This is a genomic window from Salinicola tamaricis (assembly GCF_003006155.1).
GTDB classification, from domain to species: Bacteria; Pseudomonadota; Gammaproteobacteria; order Pseudomonadales; family Halomonadaceae; genus Salinicola; species Salinicola tamaricis.
In genome coordinates, this window is sequence record NZ_CP023559.1 from 1,264,814 (window position 1) to 1,283,509 (window position 18,696).

General features: G+C 66.7%; 15 protein-coding genes, 1 other RNA gene and 4 pseudogenes. 9 read left to right on the forward strand and 11 right to left on the reverse strand.

The window, feature by feature from the left end; all coding sequences use genetic code 11:
* Nucleotides 1–51: 51 nt before the first annotated feature.
* Nucleotides 52–675, reverse strand: coding sequence for a nucleotide exchange factor GrpE (gene grpE / locus CN538_RS05875; RefSeq protein ID WP_106418839.1), 624 nt, complete (start codon nucleotides 673–675; stop codon nucleotides 52–54).
* A 255-nt stretch (nucleotides 676–930) separates the two neighbouring features.
* Between grpE and recN the strand changes: the two genes are divergently transcribed.
* Nucleotides 931–2,604: a DNA repair protein RecN gene (gene recN, locus CN538_RS05880; protein WP_106418840.1), complete on the forward strand. Its 1,674-nt coding sequence runs from the start codon at nucleotides 931–933 to the stop codon at nucleotides 2,602–2,604.
* A gap of 129 nt (nucleotides 2,605–2,733) precedes the next feature.
* Here the strand turns inward: recN and fur are convergent, their stop codons facing one another.
* Entirely contained in the window at nucleotides 2,734–3,183 is a 450-nt protein-coding gene (fur, locus tag CN538_RS05885; RefSeq protein ID WP_035476150.1) for a ferric iron uptake transcriptional regulator, read from the reverse strand.
* A gap of 72 nt (nucleotides 3,184–3,255) precedes the next feature.
* On the opposite strand from fur, the gene CN538_RS05890 reads away from it, so the two are divergent.
* Nucleotides 3,256–3,678, forward strand: a complete 423-nt coding sequence (locus CN538_RS05890; RefSeq protein ID WP_106418841.1) for an outer membrane protein assembly factor BamE — start codon at nucleotides 3,256–3,258, stop codon at nucleotides 3,676–3,678.
* A gap of 170 nt (nucleotides 3,679–3,848) precedes the next feature.
* On the opposite strand, the gene CN538_RS05895 is transcribed toward CN538_RS05890, so the two are convergent.
* Entirely contained in the window at nucleotides 3,849–4,211 is a 363-nt protein-coding gene (locus CN538_RS05895; RefSeq protein ID WP_106420562.1) for an RnfH family protein, read from the reverse strand.
* Between the two features lie 4 nt (nucleotides 4,212–4,215).
* Nucleotides 4,216–4,649, reverse strand: a pseudogene (locus CN538_RS05900) (type II toxin-antitoxin system RatA family toxin).
* A gap of 124 nt (nucleotides 4,650–4,773) precedes the next feature.
* Here CN538_RS05900 and smpB point away from each other — a divergent pair.
* Both smpB and ssrA read left to right on the forward strand, forming a co-directional pair.
* Nucleotides 4,774–5,249, forward strand: a pseudogene (gene smpB / locus CN538_RS05905) (SsrA-binding protein SmpB).
* A gap of 78 nt (nucleotides 5,250–5,327) precedes the next feature.
* Nucleotides 5,328–5,703, forward strand: a transfer-messenger RNA (tmRNA) gene (ssrA, locus tag CN538_RS05910).
* Nucleotides 5,704–5,796: 93 nt separating this feature from the next.
* On the opposite strand, the gene CN538_RS05915 is transcribed toward ssrA, so the two are convergent.
* Nucleotides 5,797–5,988 (reverse strand): hypothetical protein, encoded by a 192-nt coding sequence (locus CN538_RS05915; RefSeq protein WP_106418842.1) that lies wholly within the window; start codon nucleotides 5,986–5,988, stop codon nucleotides 5,797–5,799.
* Nucleotides 5,989–6,481: 493 nt separating this feature from the next.
* On the opposite strand from CN538_RS05915, the gene CN538_RS05920 reads away from it, so the two are divergent.
* Entirely contained in the window at nucleotides 6,482–8,920 is a 2,439-nt protein-coding gene (locus CN538_RS05920; protein ID WP_422917548.1) for a mechanosensitive ion channel domain-containing protein, read from the forward strand.
* A 144-nt stretch (nucleotides 8,921–9,064) separates the two neighbouring features.
* Here CN538_RS05920 and CN538_RS05925 read toward each other — a convergent pair whose 3' ends face one another.
* From CN538_RS05925 to hemC, 6 genes and pseudogenes are all read right to left on the reverse strand, one after another.
* Nucleotides 9,065–9,985, reverse strand: coding sequence for an ROK family protein (locus tag CN538_RS05925; protein WP_106418843.1), 921 nt, complete (start codon nucleotides 9,983–9,985; stop codon nucleotides 9,065–9,067).
* 79 nt (nucleotides 9,986–10,064) lie between these two features.
* Nucleotides 10,065–11,288 (reverse strand): heme biosynthesis HemY N-terminal domain-containing protein, encoded by a 1,224-nt coding sequence (locus CN538_RS05930; protein WP_106418844.1) that lies wholly within the window; start codon nucleotides 11,286–11,288, stop codon nucleotides 10,065–10,067.
* A complete protein-coding gene (locus CN538_RS22070) occupies nucleotides 11,285–11,431 on the reverse strand; it encodes a hypothetical protein (protein WP_242495585.1) in 147 nt (48 codons plus the stop codon). The genes CN538_RS05930 and CN538_RS22070 overlap by 4 nt, the downstream gene beginning before the upstream one ends.
* Before the next feature lie 98 nt (nucleotides 11,432–11,529).
* A pseudogene (locus CN538_RS22075) lies at nucleotides 11,530–12,135 on the reverse strand (uroporphyrinogen-III C-methyltransferase); the annotation flags it as partial.
* Between the two features lie 756 nt (nucleotides 12,136–12,891).
* Entirely contained in the window at nucleotides 12,892–13,638 is a 747-nt protein-coding gene (locus CN538_RS05940; RefSeq protein ID WP_340638278.1) for a uroporphyrinogen-III synthase, read from the reverse strand.
* A pseudogene (gene hemC, locus CN538_RS05945) lies at nucleotides 13,638–14,577 on the reverse strand (hydroxymethylbilane synthase). The gene CN538_RS05940 and the pseudogene hemC overlap by 1 nt, the downstream one beginning before the upstream one ends.
* Nucleotides 14,578–14,895: 318 nt before the next feature.
* Between hemC and argH the strand changes: the two are divergent.
* The 4 genes from argH to dapF are packed head-to-tail and all read left to right on the forward strand — an operon-like array spanning nucleotide 14,896 to nucleotide 18,641.
* Entirely contained in the window at nucleotides 14,896–16,308 is a 1,413-nt protein-coding gene (gene argH, locus CN538_RS05950; protein WP_106418846.1) for an argininosuccinate lyase, read from the forward strand.
* Nucleotides 16,298–16,549 (forward strand): LPS translocon maturation chaperone LptM, encoded by a 252-nt coding sequence (gene lptM / locus CN538_RS05955; protein ID WP_106418847.1) that lies wholly within the window; start codon nucleotides 16,298–16,300, stop codon nucleotides 16,547–16,549. Before argH ends, lptM begins: the two co-directional genes overlap by 11 nt.
* Nucleotides 16,546–17,808: a diaminopimelate decarboxylase gene (gene lysA / locus CN538_RS05960; protein WP_106418848.1), complete on the forward strand. Its 1,263-nt coding sequence runs from the start codon at nucleotides 16,546–16,548 to the stop codon at nucleotides 17,806–17,808. Before lptM ends, lysA begins: the two co-directional genes overlap by 4 nt.
* Nucleotides 17,808–18,641, forward strand: a complete 834-nt coding sequence (dapF, locus tag CN538_RS05965) for a diaminopimelate epimerase (protein WP_106418849.1) — start codon at nucleotides 17,808–17,810, stop codon at nucleotides 18,639–18,641. The genes lysA and dapF overlap by 1 nt, the downstream gene beginning before the upstream one ends.
* The last annotated feature ends 55 nt before the right edge of the window (nucleotides 18,642–18,696 follow it).

Consider the following 18,696-nt stretch of genomic DNA (forward strand, 5'->3'; position numbering starts at 1 on the left):
GCTATCTGGGGGCTTTCGGGCACCTTTCAAGGCCCGCCGGCCCAGATTGCGTCAGGCCGACTTGCTGACGATGACCATCGCCGGCCGCACCAGACGCCCGTTCAGGGTGTAACCCTTCTGCATCACATCCATGACCGTGTTGGGGTCGAGCTCCGGATTGGGCACCATGCTCATCGCTTCATGGAACTGCGGATCGAACGGTTCACCCTGTGGGTCGATCTGCTCGACGCCGAACTTGGCGAGCACGTCGAGCTGCATCTTCAGGGTCATCGACACACCCTCGCGGTGGGTCTCGTCGACCTCCTGCATGCTCTCCAGACCCTTCTCCAGGCTGTCGACCACCGGCAGCAGCTCCTTGACGAACTTCTCCAGGGCAAACTTCCGGGCCTTCTCGGCATCCTGCTCGGCGCGCCGGCGGGCATTCTGAGCCTCGGCGGCGGCACGCATGGACTGATCCTTGGCGTCGGTGAGCGCCTGCTCCAGCTCCTCCACTCGCGCGGCCAGCACCTCTGCCTCGGGGTTGGCGTCGCCGCCGGTCTCGACAGGCTCATGCTCGAGCTCGTCGGCGACCGCGTCGAGATCACCCTCGAGCGGCGCCTGGGTCGGCTGCGGTTCGCCGTCGCGCTCGGCGCGCTGGATCTCTTCGTCGACGGGCTTCTGCGGATCTCTGGCCATGAGTCTCTCCCGATATAGATGTGATGAAAGCACCAATATGAAGACACGTCGGCGTCATCGACGCTCGCTATTGACGTCCAAGTGACTGCCTATATGGGGCTGCCTGCGACGATCTCAAGCGTTGGCACGCGTTGTGTGAACACTGATGCGCGCCACATGACCCTCAGCCACCGCGAGGCGGATTGAAGCACCGAACCGACTACTGTATAAACGAACAGACCACTGTATGGCCGCCATCGATCCTCGGGAGGCAGCATGCTGATCCAACTCGCCATTCGCGACTTCGCCATCGTCGATACCCTCGACCTGGAGTTCCAGCCCGGCATGACCGCCATCACCGGTGAAACCGGGGCGGGCAAGTCGATCCTGCTCGGCGCCCTCGGGCTCTGCCTGGGCGAACGCGCCGATGCCGGCGGCGTGCGTCATGGCGCCGAACGCGCCGATCTCAGCGCGCGCTTCGATCTCAGCGGCCGCGCCGAGGCGCGGGCCTGGCTCGCCGCGCGCGAACTGCCGAGCGAGGATTGCCTGCTGCGCCGGGTGGTCACCGCTTCCGGACGCTCCAAGGCGTGGATCAACGGCCAACCCTGCACCATCGCCGACCTGCGCGAACTCGGCGAGTGTCTGATCGACGTCCACAGTCAGCACGCTCACCAGGCGCTGCTCAACGAGGAGACCCACCGCCGCCTGCTCGACGATGCCGCCGGCCAGCGCCGCGCAGTGGACGAGCTGGCGGCGCTGCACCGCCAGTGGCAGAGCCTGCGCAAGCAGTATCGCCAGCGCAGCGAGAACGACGAGGAGCGCGAGGCCAAGCGCCAACTGCTGCGCTATCAGGTAGAGGAGCTGGATCAGCTGGCCCTGCAGGCGGACGAACTGGAAGCGCTGGAGCAGGAGCAGGAGACCCTGGCGCATCTGGAGGAGAGCCTGCGCGAGGCGCAGTTCGCCGCCGACTGCTGCGACCACGACGAGGGCGGCGCGCTGGGCTTGCTCACGCAGGCGCACACGCGGCTATCGCGGGTGCCGGGCAGCGACCGCGGCAGCCTGGCGGAAGCGCTCGGCATGCTCAATGATGCCCAGATCCAGCTCGAGGAGGCGGCCCGGGAGCTGCACCACTTCGTCGAGTCCACCGAGCTCGATCCGCAAAGGCTTGCTTGGGTCGACGAACGCCTCGGCGAGATCCATCGCGTTGCGCGCAAGCACCACGTCATGCCCGACGAGCTGGTCGCGCTGCACCAGCGCCTGAGCACCGAACTGGCGGAACTCGAGGGCGGCGACGACGATCTCGACAGCCTGCGCGCGCGGCTCGAAGAGACGCGCCAGCACTACCGCGACGCCGCTCGCCAGATCAGCGAGGCGCGCCAGACCAGTGCCACCGAGTTCGCCCGCCAGGTGCAGGAGCAGCTCGCCTTCCTGGGCATGGAGAAGGCGCGTTTCGCGGTCGAGGTCACCCCGCTGGAGACGCCGCAGCCCCACGGCATCGACCGCGTCAGCCTCTTGATCAGCGCCAACCCCGGCCAGCCACCGCGGCCGCTGGCCAAGGTCGCCTCCGGCGGTGAACTCTCCCGCGTCAGCCTGGCAATCCAGGTGGTGGCGGCCAGCCATAGCACCCTGGCCACGCTGGTATTCGACGAGGTCGATGTCGGCATCTCCGGCGCCACCGCCGAGATCGTGGGCCAGCTGCTGCGCCGGCTGGGCCAGAAAGCCCAGATCATGACTGTGACCCACCTGCCGCAGGTTGCCGCCCAGGCGCACCAGCATCTGCATATCGAGAAGCAGTCGAGCGACGAGGCCACCCGCACCCAGATGGCACAGCTCGACGAGGCGGGCAGAGTGCGCGAGATCGCGCGCATGCTCGGCGGCGTCAAGCTCTCGGAGCGCACCCTGGCCCACGCCCGCGAGATGCTGGCGGCGAGCCAGACCGGGGCGCACTGAGCGTCACCGGCGCCTCGCCACCGAGACCGAGACCGAGACCGTACTCACGACACCACACAACGCAGAACGCCGACCCCTGGGGTCGGCGTTCTGGTGATATCTCTGGTGCCCTTCATGCGGGCCAGGGTGTCACTTCTTGCTGCTGTCCTGACGCGTCGCCTTGGAGCCACGCGGACGAACGTAGAGCACCAGCGCATGCTCGACCAGCTCGTAGCCGTGCTCTTCGACGATCTCGCGCTGACGCCGCTCGATCTCTTCATCATAAAACTCGACGATATCGCCGGACTCCAGGTCCACCATATGGTCATGGTGCTCTTCCTGGGTCATCTCGAACACGGCATGGCCGCCGTCGAAATTGTGACGCACCACCAGGCCGGCGGCCTCGAACTGCGTCAGCACACGGTATACGGTAGCGAGGCCGACGTCTTCTCCCGACTCCAGCAGCGCCTTGTAGACGTCCTCGGCACTCATATGGAGCTCTTCTTCCATACGTGTCGCTTCGAGAATCTGCAGGATCTTGACACGCGGCAGAGTGACCTTGAGTCCCGCCTTGCGCAATTCTTGGTTTTCGTCTGCCATGGTCGCTCTTCGCAGTGGCGTCCCGTGTCGGGTATGATCAATCCACGCAACGATAGTGAAAGACGGACTCAAATGCAAAACCTGATCAGAACGGCCGTACTCGTGCTCGCAGCGTCTCTCATCGCTGGCTGTAGCTACTTTGGCGTCTACAAACGCGACCTCGTCCAGGGCAATCTCATCACCCAGGACATGGTGTCTCAGCTCCATACCGGCATGAGCCGCGCCCAGGTCGTTCAGGTCATGGGAACGCCGCTGATGGAAGCGCCCTTCTCCTCCGACCAGTGGGACTACGTCTTCTATCTCGACAAGGCCTACGGCGGCACGGTGGAGAAGCGGGTCACGCTCACCTTCGCCAACGACCAGGTGGTCGATATCCAGAAGTCCGGTGACATGAACGCCGACGTCGAGCTCGACCAGGACAGCGGCCCCGGCCCGGCGGTCGAGGGCGCCGGTGAAGGTGCTGCGGTGCCGCAGGTCGGTCCCAGCGGCCTCTAAGGAATCACTGCATAAATGCCTGCACGAGCGAATGACTACGTTGCGCGGTACTCGAAGGCTCGCCTAACCACCAGTTATGCCTCGCCTTCTGCGTTCCGTGCGCCTTGTCCTTCATCTCGTTCGGCGATGTATTCAGCGCTTCCCTAACCCCTCTCTTTACCGAGTGCGAGTCAGCGCGGCGGCCTGCGGGCCGCCCGTTCGCGTCGCGCCTGCTTGGGGTCGATACGTAGCGGGCGGTAGACCTCGACCCGCTCTCCCGGCAGCAGCTCACGCTGTTCGGGGTGGGCAAGACGCTCACCGAAGATCCCCAGCGGCGCACTCGCCAGCCAGGCCTCGTCGAGGTCGGCGAAATAGGCCGGCAGACCGGCACGCATTACCGCCGCCCGCGCGGTCAGCCCCGCCGACCACGCGAGGGTGACGATACGCTGAAGTGCCGGCGTGGCGTAGGCTACCTCGACCAGCGGGCTGTCTTCCGCCGGCGCAGCGCCCGGCTTGGCAACGCTAACCTCGGGGGCATCGGCTGCAGACGGCATGGCGTCAGCGCCCATAGACCTGATCGGCACGCCGGGTGAAGGCGTCGATCAGTTGCCCCGCCACCTGCTGGAACAGTCGGCCGAAGGCCATGCCCAGCAGCCGGTTGCTGAACTCGAACTCCATCTCCAGCTCCACCTTGCACGCGTTCTCGCCCAGGTCACGGAACAGCCAGCAGCCATCGAGGCGCTTGAACGGGCCGTTGACCAACGACAGATCGATGCGCCCGGGGCGCTTGAGGTCATTGCGCGTGGTCACGCTCTGCTCGACGCCGCCCTTGGCCAGGTCATGCTGCCGATCAGATAATCCTCTCCGCGTTCGACAACCCGGGCCCGACGACAACCGGGGAGGAATTCCGGATAGCGTTCGAAGTCATTGACCAGCTCGAACATCTGTTCCGGGGTATGCCGGACAAAAGCAGACCGGTGCACGCTTGGCATGTAGCTCTCCACTGATTTATCGCCCCGATGCGCGTATCATGGGGGCTATTTCTCACATGCTTGAATGGTAGCACGCTCGCCCCCAGGTCTGCGGGCGTACCGGATATCGCCGCGAAGAGGTGTCATGGGTAAGAAGAAAGGCAACGCGCCCGGCAACAACACGATCGCCCAGAACAAGAAGGCTCGTTTCGAGTATCACATCGACGAAACCTTCGAGGCGGGTCTCTCGCTGAGCGGTTGGGAGGTCAAGAGCCTGCGCGCCGGCAAGGCCCAGCTCACCGACACCTATATCCTGATCAAGAACGGCGAGGCCTGGCTGCTGGGCACCACATCACGCCGCTCAATACCGCCAGCACCACGTGGTGGCCGAGCCTGACCGTACGCGCAAGCTGCTGCTGCATCGCAAGGAGATCGCCAGGATCTTCTCGCGGACCCAGGAGAAGGGTCACACCTCGTGCCGCTCAAGCTCTACTGGAAGAAGAATCTGGTCAAGTGCGAGCTGGCGCTGGTGCGCGGCAAGCGTTGCACGACAAGCGCGCCACCCAGAAGGAGCGCGACTGGAATCGTGAGAAGGCGCGGGTGATGCGCGATCACGCCTGAGGCGCGGCGTCGAGGGTTCGATTCGACGATTGAGATGGCGTGGGGTCATCCCCAACTGATAGAATGTTGGGGTTCCACGGGGGCGACATGGCTTCGACGCCGGTGACAATCCCTGAGGTGCATGCCGAGAGCGTAACGTATCTCGTAAATCCACGTTACGATCAAATAGTCGCAAACGACGAAACTACGCTCAAGGCGCACTGGCAGCCTAAGAACTGCTAGCTGTTGTCTGGCCTCGAAGCGATGTGCCCATTCATCGCGGAGAGATATGAGCTAAAGCTGATGGGACCGCGTATGTCAGCGCTCTCCTGACATGCGTTAAACCTTAGAGAGATCGCAAGGTGTCATCCTGCCCGTCGGAGGTCACTGCGCTAAATCAAAAGACGGAACTAAGCATGTAGAGCCGATGGGTGAGTGCCGGCGGACGGGGGTTCAATTCCCCCCGCCTCCACCAACACCAGAAAAAACACCTCGAGAGAGGTGCTTTTTGTGTGCCCGTGCGTTTTGTGCCCGAACCTCTTGTGCACGATCATCGGGCCGTGGGCAGCTACAGCGCCGGGTGACGCCCACCGCGGCGGGATCCGGCCGCGGCCATGGCGCGCTCCAGGTCCTGGCTCTTGCACTTGAATGCCGAGCAGCCGGCACAGCGTATATCCTGCGCCGTCTCGTCGAGCGTCGGCAGCAGAAAGCGCTCGCCGCCGCAGACGTTGCAGCGCAGTTCGAGGGTCACATTGAGCATGATCGGTCCCTGACAGGGCACCAGCGCAGGCTGGCGCCAGACTTGAGGTGGAAGAGACAGCGCGGCGGCGTCCGATCCGCCCACGCGGCGCCGCGCGGTGTCACAGCCGCGGCGGCTCGACAGAGCGTGGCAAAGAATCGCGCCTTGTCCAGCGCTACCGCCACTGTCGGTGGCAAATCCATGGCGATTCAGTGGCAAGCGGGCACGGATTGACTAGCCTCAAGAGATCCGGCGGCTGAATTTCCGCGCGACGATAAAATGTTACCCTAAGGATGTTTAAGTTGAGTGCGGACCGTCGTCAGCCGCCGTGTGCGCGTGCGTTCACCGCGCCGGCATGACGATATCCCCTCGAGGCCCGGTCATTGAGACACTGTCCTCGAGACACGGTCCTCGAGACTGACCCTGAAAACATAGCCCTTAAGACACAGCCCTTAAGACATAGTCCTTAAGACATAGCCCTTATACCCTGCCCTTCAGACAAGGAGGTTGAAGCGTGCCCACCCCTCGCCCCGATCGCTGGCCGAGCCGCTGGCTACTCTTGATACTGCTGTTCTTCGCAGCCCCGCTGATGGCGCAACAGAGTGCCGGATCGGTGACGTCGTCGAGCGCGCCCGCCGAGCAGAGCGCCCAGGAAGGCCCCGCCTACTCGACCATGGCCGACCTGCTGGAGAACGAGCAGTCGCGCCAGGCACTGATCGATCAGCTGCGCAAGCTCGCCGCCGAGCAGCCCCAGGCCGGCGAGTCTCAGGGCAGTGCGCCCGCGCAGGCCAATGCCAGTCAGGCCACCACCGAGAGCGCCGAGCAGGCCAAGTCTGCCGAGGATGTCTCCTTCCCGCGGCGCATGGCACAGATCACCAGCGCCTTCGCCGATGATATCGGCGGGCAGTTCACCGCCGTGGCGGCGTTGGTCGGCGGCTTCTTCGGCAGCGGCGACGCTGCCGCCAGCAGTGGCCCCACCTTCAGCCTGAGCGACTTCCTCGATGCCGCGCTGGAGCTGGCCATGGTGATCGTCGCTACCGTGGTCGCGTTCTTCGTGCTGCGGCGCCTCGCCGGGCCGCTGTTCAACCGATTCAGTCGCTGGTCGCTGCAGGGTGACGGCCGCGCCCACCTGCTGCGCGTGATCGTCAGCGTGATCCTGGCCGCCGTGGTCGACGTGGTGGTGGTGGTGCTGGCATATGTCGCCGGCAACCTCGTCGCCACCTTCCTGGTCGGCGAGAGTGGCACCTTGAACACGCGCTTCTCGCTGTTCCTCAACGCCTTCCTGATGATCGAGCTGTTCAAGTGCGCACTGCGCGTGCTGTTCGCCTCCAGCCACGAAGGTCTGCGCCTGGTGCCCATCAGCGCCGCCCAGGCACGCTACTGCAACGGCTTCCTGGCCACCCTGGCCGGCTTCATCGGCTACGGCATGCTGGTGGTGGTACCGATTCTGAACATCAACCTGTCGCCGGCCTTCGGCAAGGTGATCAGCGTACTGATCATGCTGATCGCCCTGCTCGCGGCGATGACCGTGATTCTCAAGAAGCGTCTCGCGGTACGCGACCTGATTCTGGGCAAGGCCGAGCAGGCCAGCATGGCCGCCTCGCGCATCGCTCTGCGCATGCTGGCCGGCGTGTGGCATGTGATCGCCATTCTGTATGCGCTGATGGTGTTCGGCGTGACCCTGCTGCATCCGGAAACCGCCCTGCCGTTCGTGCTGGTCGCGACCCTGAAGACGATTCTCTACATCGGCATCGGCATGCTGGTCTCGGGCCTGCTGACCCAGCTGATCGGGCGGCGTATCACGCTTGGCGACGACATTCGCCGGCGCCTGCCGATGCTCGAGGGACGCCTCAACGCCTACGTGCCTAGCTTCCTCAAGGTGATCCGCGTGATCATCCTGGTTGCGGTGGTGCTGTACACCCTGGACGCCTGGGGCGCCTTCGATCTCGCCGCCTGGTACGCCAGCGAAGCCGGCGCGCACGCCGTCGCCACCGTAATTCAGGTGATTCTGATTCTGGCCGTGGCCGCCATCGTGTGGATCGGACTGGCCAGCCTGATCGAGAACTACCTCAATCCTGAAACCGGCGGCGGCGCCCCGACTGCCCGCGCCCAGACCCTGATGAGCCTGTTCCGCAACGCCCTGGCGATCACTCTGATCATCATGACGGTGATGATCGTGCTGTCGCAGATCGGCATCAACATCGGCCCGCTGATCGCCGGCGCCGGGGTACTGGGTCTGGCTATCGGTTTCGGTGCCCAGAAGCTGGTCCAGGACGTCATTACCGGGGTCTTCATCCAACTCGAGAATGCGATGAACACCGGCGACGTCGTCACCGTGGGTGGCGTCACCGGCACCGCCGAACGCGTCAGCATCCGCTCGGTGGCGATCCGCGACCTCTCCGGCACCTACCATATCGTGCCGTTCTCGTCGGTGGGCACGGTCTCCAACTTCATGCGTGAATACGGCAACCATGTCGGCGAGTACGGCATCGCCTACCGCGAGAACATCGATTACGCCATCGAGCAGCTGCAGGCGGCGTTCGAAGAGCTCAAGGCGAGCGAGGAGCATGGCCACAAGCTGCTGGCACCGATGACCGTGGCGGGCGTCGTCGCCCTGGCCGACAGCTCGGTCAACATCCGTGTGGTGATCAAGACCACCCCGGGCGACCAGTGGGGCGTGGGACGCGCCTACAACCGCCTGGTCAAGCTCTACTTCGACAAGGCCGGCATCGAGATTCCGTTCCCGCACACCACGCTCTACTTCGGTGAGGATCGGGACGGCTCGGCGCCGCCGGCCCACGTGCGCGTGCTGCGCGACGACAAGCACGACATTCCGGGTACTGCCCACGAGGCCACGTCCTCCGAGCAACCGGATACCCGGTCGCACGATGCCACGCACAACAAACCGACCCACGACGACGTCGACGACGATGCCGGTGACGATCCGCGCTGAACGCCACGACGTGAAAGCAACAGTGAGAGAGTAAAAGATAGAGAGCAAAAGAAAGAGGCCGCCCTTCGGGGCGGCCTCTTGCGTTCTGGGGGCATGTCGGTTCTGGCAGGTATGTCGGCGGGCGAGAGCCCGCCCGGGTGGCACCTACACCGCGTCGGGAAGGAAGCCGGCACCCCGCATGGCAGCCCCGCGCACGCCGCTGGCGGCCCCCAGATGCGAGGCCACCACCCGCGGCACGACGACACCGGGAAAGAGATGACGCCCGAGCGCCGCCGGCAGCGCGGCGACCAGCTCGGGCAGGGTGGAGAGCCCACCGCCGATCACGATCGCCGCCGGGGCCAGCAGCTTGGTGACGTTGGCCAGCGCCTCGCCGAGCAGATCGACATGACAGCGGTGGGCCAGCTCCGCCGCTGGATCGCCCGCCCGCCAGGCGGCGTACCAGGTCTCGGCGCGCTGCGCCTCACCGCCGAAGTGGCGAAACAGCTCCACCAGCCCGGGGCCGGCGATATAGCGCTCGAGACAGCCGTGCAGGCCGCAGCCGCAGGCCAGACGCGGCAGATGGTAGCGCTCGCTGGCCGCCGCCGAGAGCGGCAGATGTCCCCACTCACCGGCCAGGCCACCGCACCCGCCGAGCAGACGTCCCTCGACGACCGCCCCACCGCCGGCACCGGTACCCAGGATCGCGCCGAAGGCATGCCGTTCCCCAGCAGCGGCGCCGCCCGGGCCGACCTCCGAGAGGATGAAGCAGCGGCTATCGTTGTCGAACACGATCGGGCGGTCGAAGCGGGCCTGCAGAGAAGCCGCCAGCGGCAGCTCGCGCAACCCGGGCAGATTGGCGGCGACGAGACAGCCGCGGGCATCGATCACCCCGGGCAGGCCGAGCCCCAGGGTGCCCCGCGCGCCGAAGCGGGCGTCGGCCACAGCGACCATCGCCGCCAGTCGCGCCAGCAGCGCCGGGCCGTCCGCCGCGGGGGTCGCCTCGCGCCAGGTGGCGAGACGCTGCCACTGAGGATCGAACACCGCGAGCTCGATCTTGGTGCCGCCGACATCGATACCGTAGTGCATGCCTGTTCCTTGGGTGAGCGCCTCTCGGCGACAAAAAAGGGCGCCCGCGGGCGCCCAGGAGAGCAATCGGTGGCAGCGATCAACGCGTCACATCGCTGGGCTGGGGCAGCGCCGGCAGCGACTTGTCCAGCAGCGTGACGCTCTGGCGGTAGTAGAGCTGGCTCTTGCTGTGGTCACCGAGGTTGGCATAGAGCCGCGCGAGTTCCGCACACACCACCCCGCTCGGGCGCTGGCGCTGGCTCGCCTCGAAGTACTCCTGCGCCTTGCCCCAGTAGGCGTTGCGCAGCGAGAGACGGCCCAGGGTGAGCAGCAGATCGGGGTCGTTGGGCCGCTCCTGCAGCCACTTCTCGGCGTACGCCAACTGGCGCGCGGCGTCGACGTTGAGCAGGCCGTAGCGCAGCACCAGACGCGTGTCCCAGTGCTCCTTGAGCGCATTGCGCAGCAGGCGTTCGGCATCACCCTCCTCGCCGCCCTTGATCAGCGCGTCGCTGTAGAGCAGAACCAGCTCGACGTCGCCGCGCAGCGCATCGGGCATGTCCGCCCAGAGTGCCCGCACCCGCTGCAGGTTGCCCTCCTGCTGGGCGGCGTGGATCAGCAGCTCACGGTTGGCGCGCTGCTCGAGTTCGCGGCGCTCGTCGTCGGTGATCAGGCGGTGCTTGTCGAGCCGCGGTAGCAGCCGGCGCAGGCCGTCCCAGTCGTTGACGCTGAGATAGGCCTGCTTGAGCAGCTTGAGCACCTGCGGATGCTCCGGCAGCTGCTGCTCCAGGCGGGTCAGGGTGGCCAGCGCCTCCTCGAACTGCTGGCGGTCGAGCATCAGCTGCGCCTGCACCAGGCCGACCGCGGTATCGGCGCCCTCGGTGCTGTGGTGGGCGCGTTTGAGCAGCACGTCGGCCTGCTCGTAGCGGCCCTGATAGTGCGCTGCCAGTGCCGCCGAGAGATAGTTGACCAGCGGCGTGCCGGAGTCGTCGGCAGCCTTGGTCAGCGCTTTCTCGGCACGTTTCCAACGCCCCTCGGCCAGCGCCACCAGGCCACGCACGGTGCGCTTCATGGCGGTGCGGTGACGAGTACGGCTGTTCCACACCTTGAGCCGGCTCATCGGCCGGCGCAGGCGCATCAGCGCACGCAGGCCGAAGTGCAGCACCAGAAAGGCGATCAGCAGCAGCACGCAGCCGAACCAGAACGAGGTCTGGATCGAGGTATCGCCGACACGGATGAACCAGTATCCCGGCAGCGACTGCATCAACTGCCCGAACAGCGCGCCGACCGCCAGACCGAAGACGATCAGCAGGATCAGCTTTCTCATGCGCCCTCTCCCTGTGCCGATCCGTTCTGCGTCGCCTGACCGCCGTTCGCGTTACTACCACCCGTGCCGTTACCGAAGCGCTTCTCGATGAACTGCTTGAGCAGCTGCGACGACTGGCTGATGTCCGGCAGCTCCGGGCGCACGTTCTCGTCGCGCAGCGAGGAGAGTTTGTCGGCGCGTTTTCGACGCCCTGATTGTCGGTGTCGTAATAGCCCTTGATCAGCTCGATCGCCTTGCCCAGGCTGGCCTGATAGAGCTTGGGCTCGGCCTTGAGCAGCGCCAGCTGCGCTTGCTCCAGCAGCATGCGCACGTTCTGGCGCAGATAGGACTCCTGCTCAGGGGTGATCAGCGCCTCCAGCGGCTGGTCGTGGCGCCGCACGGTGACCAGATCCTTGAGCTCGCGCCCCAGGGTGGCGAGCTGCTCACGCCAGCCGCCGCTGGGCTGGGCGTCACCCTTGCCGGCGGCGATCTGCTCGATGTCCTGTTTCAGCGGCAGGCGGGCCAGCTGCTCCTGCTGCGCCATCAGCGCCAGGTAGATGCCGGTGCGGTCGATCACCGGCACCGAGTCGAGCGAAGCCAGCTCCGACTGGATCGCGCGGCGGATCGGCACCAGCGCCGGGTTGTCAGCCTCGCGCAGGCGGGCGTCAGCGGCCTCGAGCAGCGCCTTGGCGCCGGGCACGTCACGCTCCAGCTGCAGCCGCTGGTTGGCCAGGCGCAGCAGGTACTCGGCTTCGGCGTGGAGCCACTCGCGCGGATCGGCCTGCTGCTGCTTGGCCAGCTCCGCCAGCACCTTGTCCAGGGTCTTGTCGAGGCTCTGGCGGTACTGGTCGAACTCGCCGCGCATCATCTTCAGCGACTGCTGGCGGTTCTGGTCGAGATCGCCGACGCGCGCGCTCAGATCGTCGATGGCACCGCGGTTGGACTGGACCTGATCCAGCTTCTGCTGCTGTTGCTGCAGCAGCTGCCAGCCGCGATAACCAATGAAAGCCACGGCGATCGCCAGCACGATGACCAGGATCAGCGCGAGTAGGCCGAGCTTGCCGCTCTTGCCCTTCTTGGTCTCGCCGCCACCGCTGCCACCATCGCGCCCGCCACCGCCGCTGCCGCCAGACTTGGCGCTGGAAGACGCTGCCCCGCCGCCATCGCGCGACAGTGGTCCGGCCGGCTTGGCAGCCTTGGTGCTCGCCTTGCTCTTGGCAGCGTCAGTCTGGGCGCGCTCCTGTTTGGCAGTGCTGGCCGCCTTGCCGCTGGCGCGGGAGGTGCTGGGTTCGCCGCTAGCATCCGGCTGTGTCACGTCCGGTTTGACCGGATCGGTGTGGCCGGCGGTATCGGCAGCGGTGGGGTGTCGACGCGGCAGTCGACGAAGCGGTCTTGTCCTGCTCGGCTTTCCGAGCGTCGCCGTCGGCCGGATTGTCGGAAGCGGAGGCCGACTGCGGTTGTTGATCGTTTCGTTGCTTGCTCATCTACGCTGCCTTTACTCGTGATCACCCTGATCGAAGGTGGCGCCCGGACGGCGCGTCGGGTTGGCGACGCTGCCATCGGAGCAGGATCGAACCGGCGCTTGACGGCGGGCCGGGAGCCCGGCACCGCCGCGCGCACGAGGTCAGCTCGCGCGCAGCGCAGTCACCGCCGCGGCCAGTGCCTCCGGCGCAGGACCGGACGCCACGTGAAGCGAGCCGAATCCCAGCTGTCTCGCCAGTGTAGCCAACCGTCCACTCGAGACGATTAGCGGTTGGTTCAACGCTATCGGGCCACACCCAGTGGCCAGATGTTGCAATATTTCCCCGCTGGTCACCACCAGCGCCGCATAGTCGCCCTGGGCCAGCCAGGTTGCCGCCGGGGGTGCCGGCGGACGATAGCGGCGGCGGTAGAGCGTCAGCGTATCGAGCTGCGCGCCGCGCGCCGTCAACTGCTCGGCCAGTACCTCGCGCCCCCCCTCACCGCGGGCCAGCAGCAGGCGTTTGCCCGCCACCGCCCGCAGGGATGGCGCCTCGAGCAGCCCCTCACTATGCTCGCCGGCACCCGCCGGGGGCAGCACGCAGGGTACCCCCAGTTCCTGATGCAGGGTCGCCGCCGTGGCCTGGCCCACTGCATAGAAGCGTAGCCGCTGGGGTAACTGCGGCCAGTATGACCCAATCGCCTCGGCCAGAGATACGCCCGCCTGCGGGCTCACCACGATGATCCCCTGAAAAGCGTCGAGGTCGAGCACCAGCGACCGCGCAGCGGACGACAGCGCCACCGGCTCGAACGCCAGCACATCGAGCGCTACCGGCTCGTAGCCGGCCGCGCGCAGCGTCTGCGCCAGCACTGCGCCACGCTCACCGGGGCGCGTGATCAGGACCCGAGTCATCAGCCGTTACCGTAGACCTCGGCCAGGATGTCACCGGCGCCCTGCTCCAGCAGCGACTCGGCGATACGAATCCCCAGCGCTTCCGGCTCCATCGCCGAGCCGCGCCCCTCGGCGCGCAGCACCTGGGAGCCATCCGGATGCCCGACGAGACCACGCAGCCACAGGGTGCGCCATCGTTCTCGAGCACTGCATCCGCCGATCGGCAACCTGGCAACCACCATCGAGACGCGTGTTCATGGCGCGCTCGGCGCGCACCCGGGTCGCCGTGGGGCCGTGATCCAGGGTCGCCAGCAGCGCCACCAGATCGGCATCGTCATGGCGGCATTCGATACCCAGTGCGCCCTGGCCGCAGGCGGGCAGACTCTCCTCCGGTGACAGCTCGGCGGTGATCCGCTCGCCCAGCTGCAGACGCTGGAGCCCGGCGGTGGCCAGAATGATCGCCTCGAAATCGCCGGCATCCAGCTTGCCCAGGCGAGTCTGGACATTGCCACGCAGCGGCAGTACTTCCAGATCCGGACGCCGCGCCGCCACCTGCAGCCCGCGGCGCAGGCTGGACGTGCCCACTCGGGCCCCCTGGGGCAGGGCATCGACGCTCGCGTAGGTGTTGGAGACGAAGGCGTCGGTCGGCGCCCCGCTCTCGAGAATCACCGACAGCCCCAGGCCATCGGGAAAGTGCATCGGCACGTCCTTCATCGAGTGCACGGCGAGATCGGCGCGGCCGTCGAGCATCGCCTCCTCCAGTTCCTTGACGAACAGCGCCTTGCCGCCGATCTTGGCCAGCGGCGTATCCAGGATCTTGTCACCACGCGTGGAGAGCGGCACCAGCTCGATCTCCAGCTGCGGGTGCTGCTGAGCCAGCAGCGCCTTGACGTGTTCGGCCTGCCATAGCGCCAGCGCACTCTTGCGGGTGGCGATTCTCAATCTGTTAGCGTCGAGCACGCGGATCTCCGGAGTCTGGGGCGCGGGGGCAAAGACCACCCGCCGCGCGATGTACGCTCGTCGCCACGAAGTACGCTCTTCGAGACCAAGAACGTTCGTCGGCACGAATCTTGTAGGCATGATAAAGCAGTCATCCTGCCAGGAAAAATCACGCCCCCTCGAACCGGCCCCGGCGGCGCTCGCCCCCGTCCCACGCGGCCACGACTCTGGTACACTCCAGACAGCGTTTCGCCGGCCCGCGCGCGCCATGCGCGACCCGCGATCACACCCGGCCACCCGGCACCCATACCCGGTCAACCTAGGCAGAGTTCGTATTCGATGACGCAGGCAACCAACCAATCCTGGGGCGGACGTTTCAGCGAGCCCACCGACGCATTCGTCGCCGCCTTCACCGCTTCGATCTCCTTCGACAAGCGGCTCTACCACCACGACATCCGCGGCTCCGTGGCCCACGCCACCATGTTGGCCCGGGTCGGCGTGCTGACCGAGGCGGAACGTGATCGCATCATTCAGGGCCTGGGCGAGATCGAAGCCGAGATCGAACGCGGCGAGATCGAATGGTCGGTCGAGCTGGAAGACATCCACATGAACGTGGAAGCGCGGCTCACCGACAAGATCGGCATCACCGGCAAAAAGCTGCACACCGGGCGCTCGCGCAACGATCAGATCGCCACCGACATCCGCCTCTACCTGCGCGACGAGATCGACGCCGTGGCGGCGGAGCTGGCGCGCCTGCGCCGTGGCCTGATCGAACTGGCCGAAGCCGAGGCCGACACCATCATGCCCGGCTTCACCCATCTGCAGACCGCGCAGCCGGTGACCTTCGGCCACCATCTGCTGGCGTGGCAGGAGATGCTGGCGCGCGATCACGAGCGCCTCTACGACTGCCGCAAGCGGGTCAACGTGCTGCCGCTGGGTGCCGCCGCCCTGGCCGGCACCACCTACCCCATCGACCGCCACGTCACCGCCGAGCTGCTGGGCTTCGAGCGCCCGGCGGAGAACTCGCTGGACGCGGTCAGCGATCGCGACTTCGCGATCGAGTTCACCGCCTTCGCCAGCATCCTGCTGATGCACCTGTCGCGCATGAGCGAAGAAATGGTGCTGTGGGCCAGCGCCCAGTTCGACTTCGTCGATCTGCCCGACCGCTTCTGCACCGGCTCCTCGATCATGCCGCAGAAGAAGAACCCCGACGTGCCCGAGCTGGTGCGCGGCAAGACCGGTCGCGTCTATGGCCACCTGATGAGCCTGCTGACGCTGATGAAGTCGCAGCCGCTGGCCTACAACAAGGACAATCAGGAGGACAAGGAGCCGCTGTTCGACACCCTCGACACGGTCAAGGGCTGCCTGCGCGCCTTCGCCGACATGGCGCCGGCGCTGCGCGCCAAGCGCGCCAACATGCTCGAGGCAGCGCGCCGCGGCTTCTCCACCGCCACCGACCTGGCCGACTATCTGGTGCGCGCCGGCGTGGCCTTCCGCGATGCCCACGAGATCGTCGGCAAGGCGGTGGCCTACGGCATCGAGTCGGGCAAGGATCTCTCCGAGATGTCCCTCGACGAGCTCCAGCGCTTCTCCGATACCATCGGCGCGGACGTCTTCGAGGTGCTGACCCTGGAAGGCTCGGTGGCGGCGCGCAACCATATCGGCGGCACCGCCCCGGATCAGGTGCGCGCCGCCGCCAGCCGCGCCCGCACCGCCCTCGACGCGCTTCAGGAGGCCCCGCATGTCGCGTAATCTGCTTCTCGCCGCCCTGCTTACCCTGATCGGGCTGGCGGTGGCCGGCTGCGGCCAGAAAGGGCCGCTCTATCTGCCCGAGAACGACCAGGCAGCCAAGACCTACGATCCCCAGGGCGCCCACGCAGAAGCACAGCCGGGCGCTGCCGCACCGCGCAGCGACGGCGCCAAGGCCCGGCCGCTGCCACAGACTCAGTCCCAGACTCGGTCCCAGACACCCCAGGCGGAGACAATGCCTTGACGTTCGAAGCCTTTCCTCGGCATGACGGCGAACTGTACGCCGAAGCGGTCCCGCTGGCGCAGATCGCCGCCGACTACGGCACGCCCTGCTACGTCTACTCGCGCGCTGCGCTGACCCGTCAGTTCCGCGCCTACAGCGATGCCCTGGGCGATATGCCACATCTGGTCTGCTATGCGTTGAAGACCAATTCCAACCTGGCGGTGATCGACCTGCTGGCGCGTCTCGGCGCCGGCTTCGACATCGTCTCCCAGGGCGAGCTGGAGCGCGTCCTGGCCGCCGGCGGCGATCCGGCCAAGGTGGTCTTCTCCGGGGTCGCCAAGCAGGCCGATGAGATGGCACGGGCGCTGGAGGTCGGCATCAAGTGCTTCAACGTCGAATCGCGCCCGGAGCTTGAGCGCCTCGAACGTGTCGCCGCCGAGCGCGGGCAGGTGGCCAACGTCTCGATCCGGGTCAATCCGGACGTCGACGCGGGCACCCACCCCTATATCTCCACCGGGCTCAAGGACAACAAGTTCGGCGTCGCCGCCGACGAGGTGTTCGACCTTTACACCTGGGCGGCCGAGCGTGAGCACCTCAAGGTGGTAGGCGTGGACTGCCATATCGGCTCCCAGCTCACCGAGCTCTCGCCCTTCCTGGACGCCCTCGACCGCCTGCTGGCGCTGGTCGATCGCCTCGCCGAACGCGGCATCGTGCTCGAGCATCTCGATCTGGGCGGCGGCCTCGGCGTGGTCTACCAGGACGAAGCGCCGCCGCCGGCCGAGGCGCTGGTGGCCGCGGTGCGCGAGCGCCTGGCCGGACGCGAGCTGACCCTGATCTTCGAACCGGGCCGTTCGATCGCCGCCAACGCCGGCGTGCTGCTGACCCGGATCGAGTACCTCAAGCCAGGCGAGAGCAAGAACTTCGCCATCGTCGACGCCGGCATGAACGACATGATTCGCCCCTCGCTCTATCAGGCGTGGCAGCGCATCGAGGCGGTCGACACCCGCGCCCCGCGCCCGAGCTCCTGCTACGACGTGGTCGGCCCGGTATGCGAAAGCGGCGACTTCCTGGGCAAGGCGCGCGAGCTGGCGGTGGCCGAGGGCGACCTGCTGGTGGTGCACGCCGCCGGCGCCTACGGTTTCGTCATGGCCTCGAACTACAACAGCCGCGGCCGCCCGCCGGAGGTGCTGGTGGATGGCGAGCACTGCCACCTGGTACGCCAGCGCGAGTCGCTGGCATCGCTCTGGGCGCTGGAGTCGCGGCTGCCGGAGACGTCTTGATGCTGTTGAATTTCACCAAGATGCACGGTCTCGGCAACGACTTCATGGTGGTCGACCTGATCAGCCAGCGCGCCTACCTGCGCGACGAGCAGATCCGCCGCCTCGCCGACCGCCACTTCGGGATCGGCTTCGACCAGCTGCTGCTGGTGGAGCCACCGCGCCAGCCCGACATGGATTTTCGCTACCGTATCTTCAATGCCGACGGCGGTGAGGTGGAGAACTGTGGCAACGGCGCGCGCTGCTTCGCGCGCTTCGTGATCGATCAGCGCCTGACCCACAAGCGCGAGCTACGCGTCGAGACCCTGGGCGGGCCGCTGACGCTCAAGGTCGACCCCGATGGCAGGGTGCGGGTAGATATGGGCGCGCCGCGCTTCACCCCGGCTGCCATACCCTTCAGCGCCGAGCACGACGCCCCGCTGCATGAACTTCAGGTCGAGGGCCAGGCGCTGGCGCTCAGCGTCGCCTCGATGGGCAACCCGCACGCGGTGATCGAGGTCGAGGATGTCGACAGCGCCCCGGTCGAGACCCTCGGCCCGGCACTGCAGCGCCACCCGAGCTTTCCGCGTCAGGTCAATGTCGGCTTCATGCAGATCGAGTCACCCCACGCCATCCGCCTGCGCGTCTTTGAGCGCGGCGCCGGTGAGACCCTGGCTTGCGGTACCGGTGCCTGCGCAGCGGTGGCCTGCGGTATCCGCCGCGGCGTGCTCGCAAGCCCGGTCGAGGTGACCCTGCGCGGCGGGCGGCTGACCCTGGAGTGGGCCGGAGGCGACGCCCCGATGATTATGACCGGCCCGGCCGAGCGGGTCTTCGAGGGGCGCGTGCCGTTGAGCTGAACCCGGCCGCCGCCGTGCGCCGGCCACCTTGCCGGCCCTATAACAACGATCGGAC

Bases quoted from the DNA above. Each gene is read 5' to 3' on its own strand.
- grpE (WP_106418839.1), bottom strand. From the start codon at position 675: ATGGCCAGAGATCCGCAGAAGCCCGTCGACGAAGAGATCCAGCGCGCC.
- recN (WP_106418840.1), top strand. From the start codon at position 931: ATGCTGATCCAACTCGCCATTCGCGACTTCGCCATCGTCGATACCCTC.
- fur (WP_035476150.1), bottom strand. From the start codon at position 3,183: ATGGCAGACGAAAACCAAGAATTGCGCAAGGCGGGACTCAAGGTCACT.
- CN538_RS05890 (WP_106418841.1), top strand. From the start codon at position 3,256: ATGCAAAACCTGATCAGAACGGCCGTACTCGTGCTCGCAGCGTCTCTC.
- CN538_RS05895 (WP_106420562.1), bottom strand. From the start codon at position 4,211: ATGCCGTCTGCAGCCGATGCCCCCGAGGTTAGCGTTGCCAAGCCGGGC.
- CN538_RS05915 (WP_106418842.1), bottom strand. From the start codon at position 5,988: ATGCTCAATGTGACCCTCGAACTGCGCTGCAACGTCTGCGGCGGCGAG.
- CN538_RS05925 (WP_106418843.1), bottom strand. From the start codon at position 9,985: ATGCACTACGGTATCGATGTCGGCGGCACCAAGATCGAGCTCGCGGTG.
- CN538_RS05930 (WP_106418844.1), bottom strand. From the start codon at position 11,288: ATGAGAAAGCTGATCCTGCTGATCGTCTTCGGTCTGGCGGTCGGCGCG.
- CN538_RS05940 (WP_340638278.1), bottom strand. From the start codon at position 13,638: ATGACTCGGGTCCTGATCACGCGCCCCGGTGAGCGTGGCGCAGTGCTG.
- argH (WP_106418846.1), top strand. From the start codon at position 14,896: ATGACGCAGGCAACCAACCAATCCTGGGGCGGACGTTTCAGCGAGCCC.
- lptM (WP_106418847.1), top strand. From the start codon at position 16,298: ATGTCGCGTAATCTGCTTCTCGCCGCCCTGCTTACCCTGATCGGGCTG.
- dapF (WP_106418849.1), top strand. From the start codon at position 17,808: ATGCTGTTGAATTTCACCAAGATGCACGGTCTCGGCAACGACTTCATG.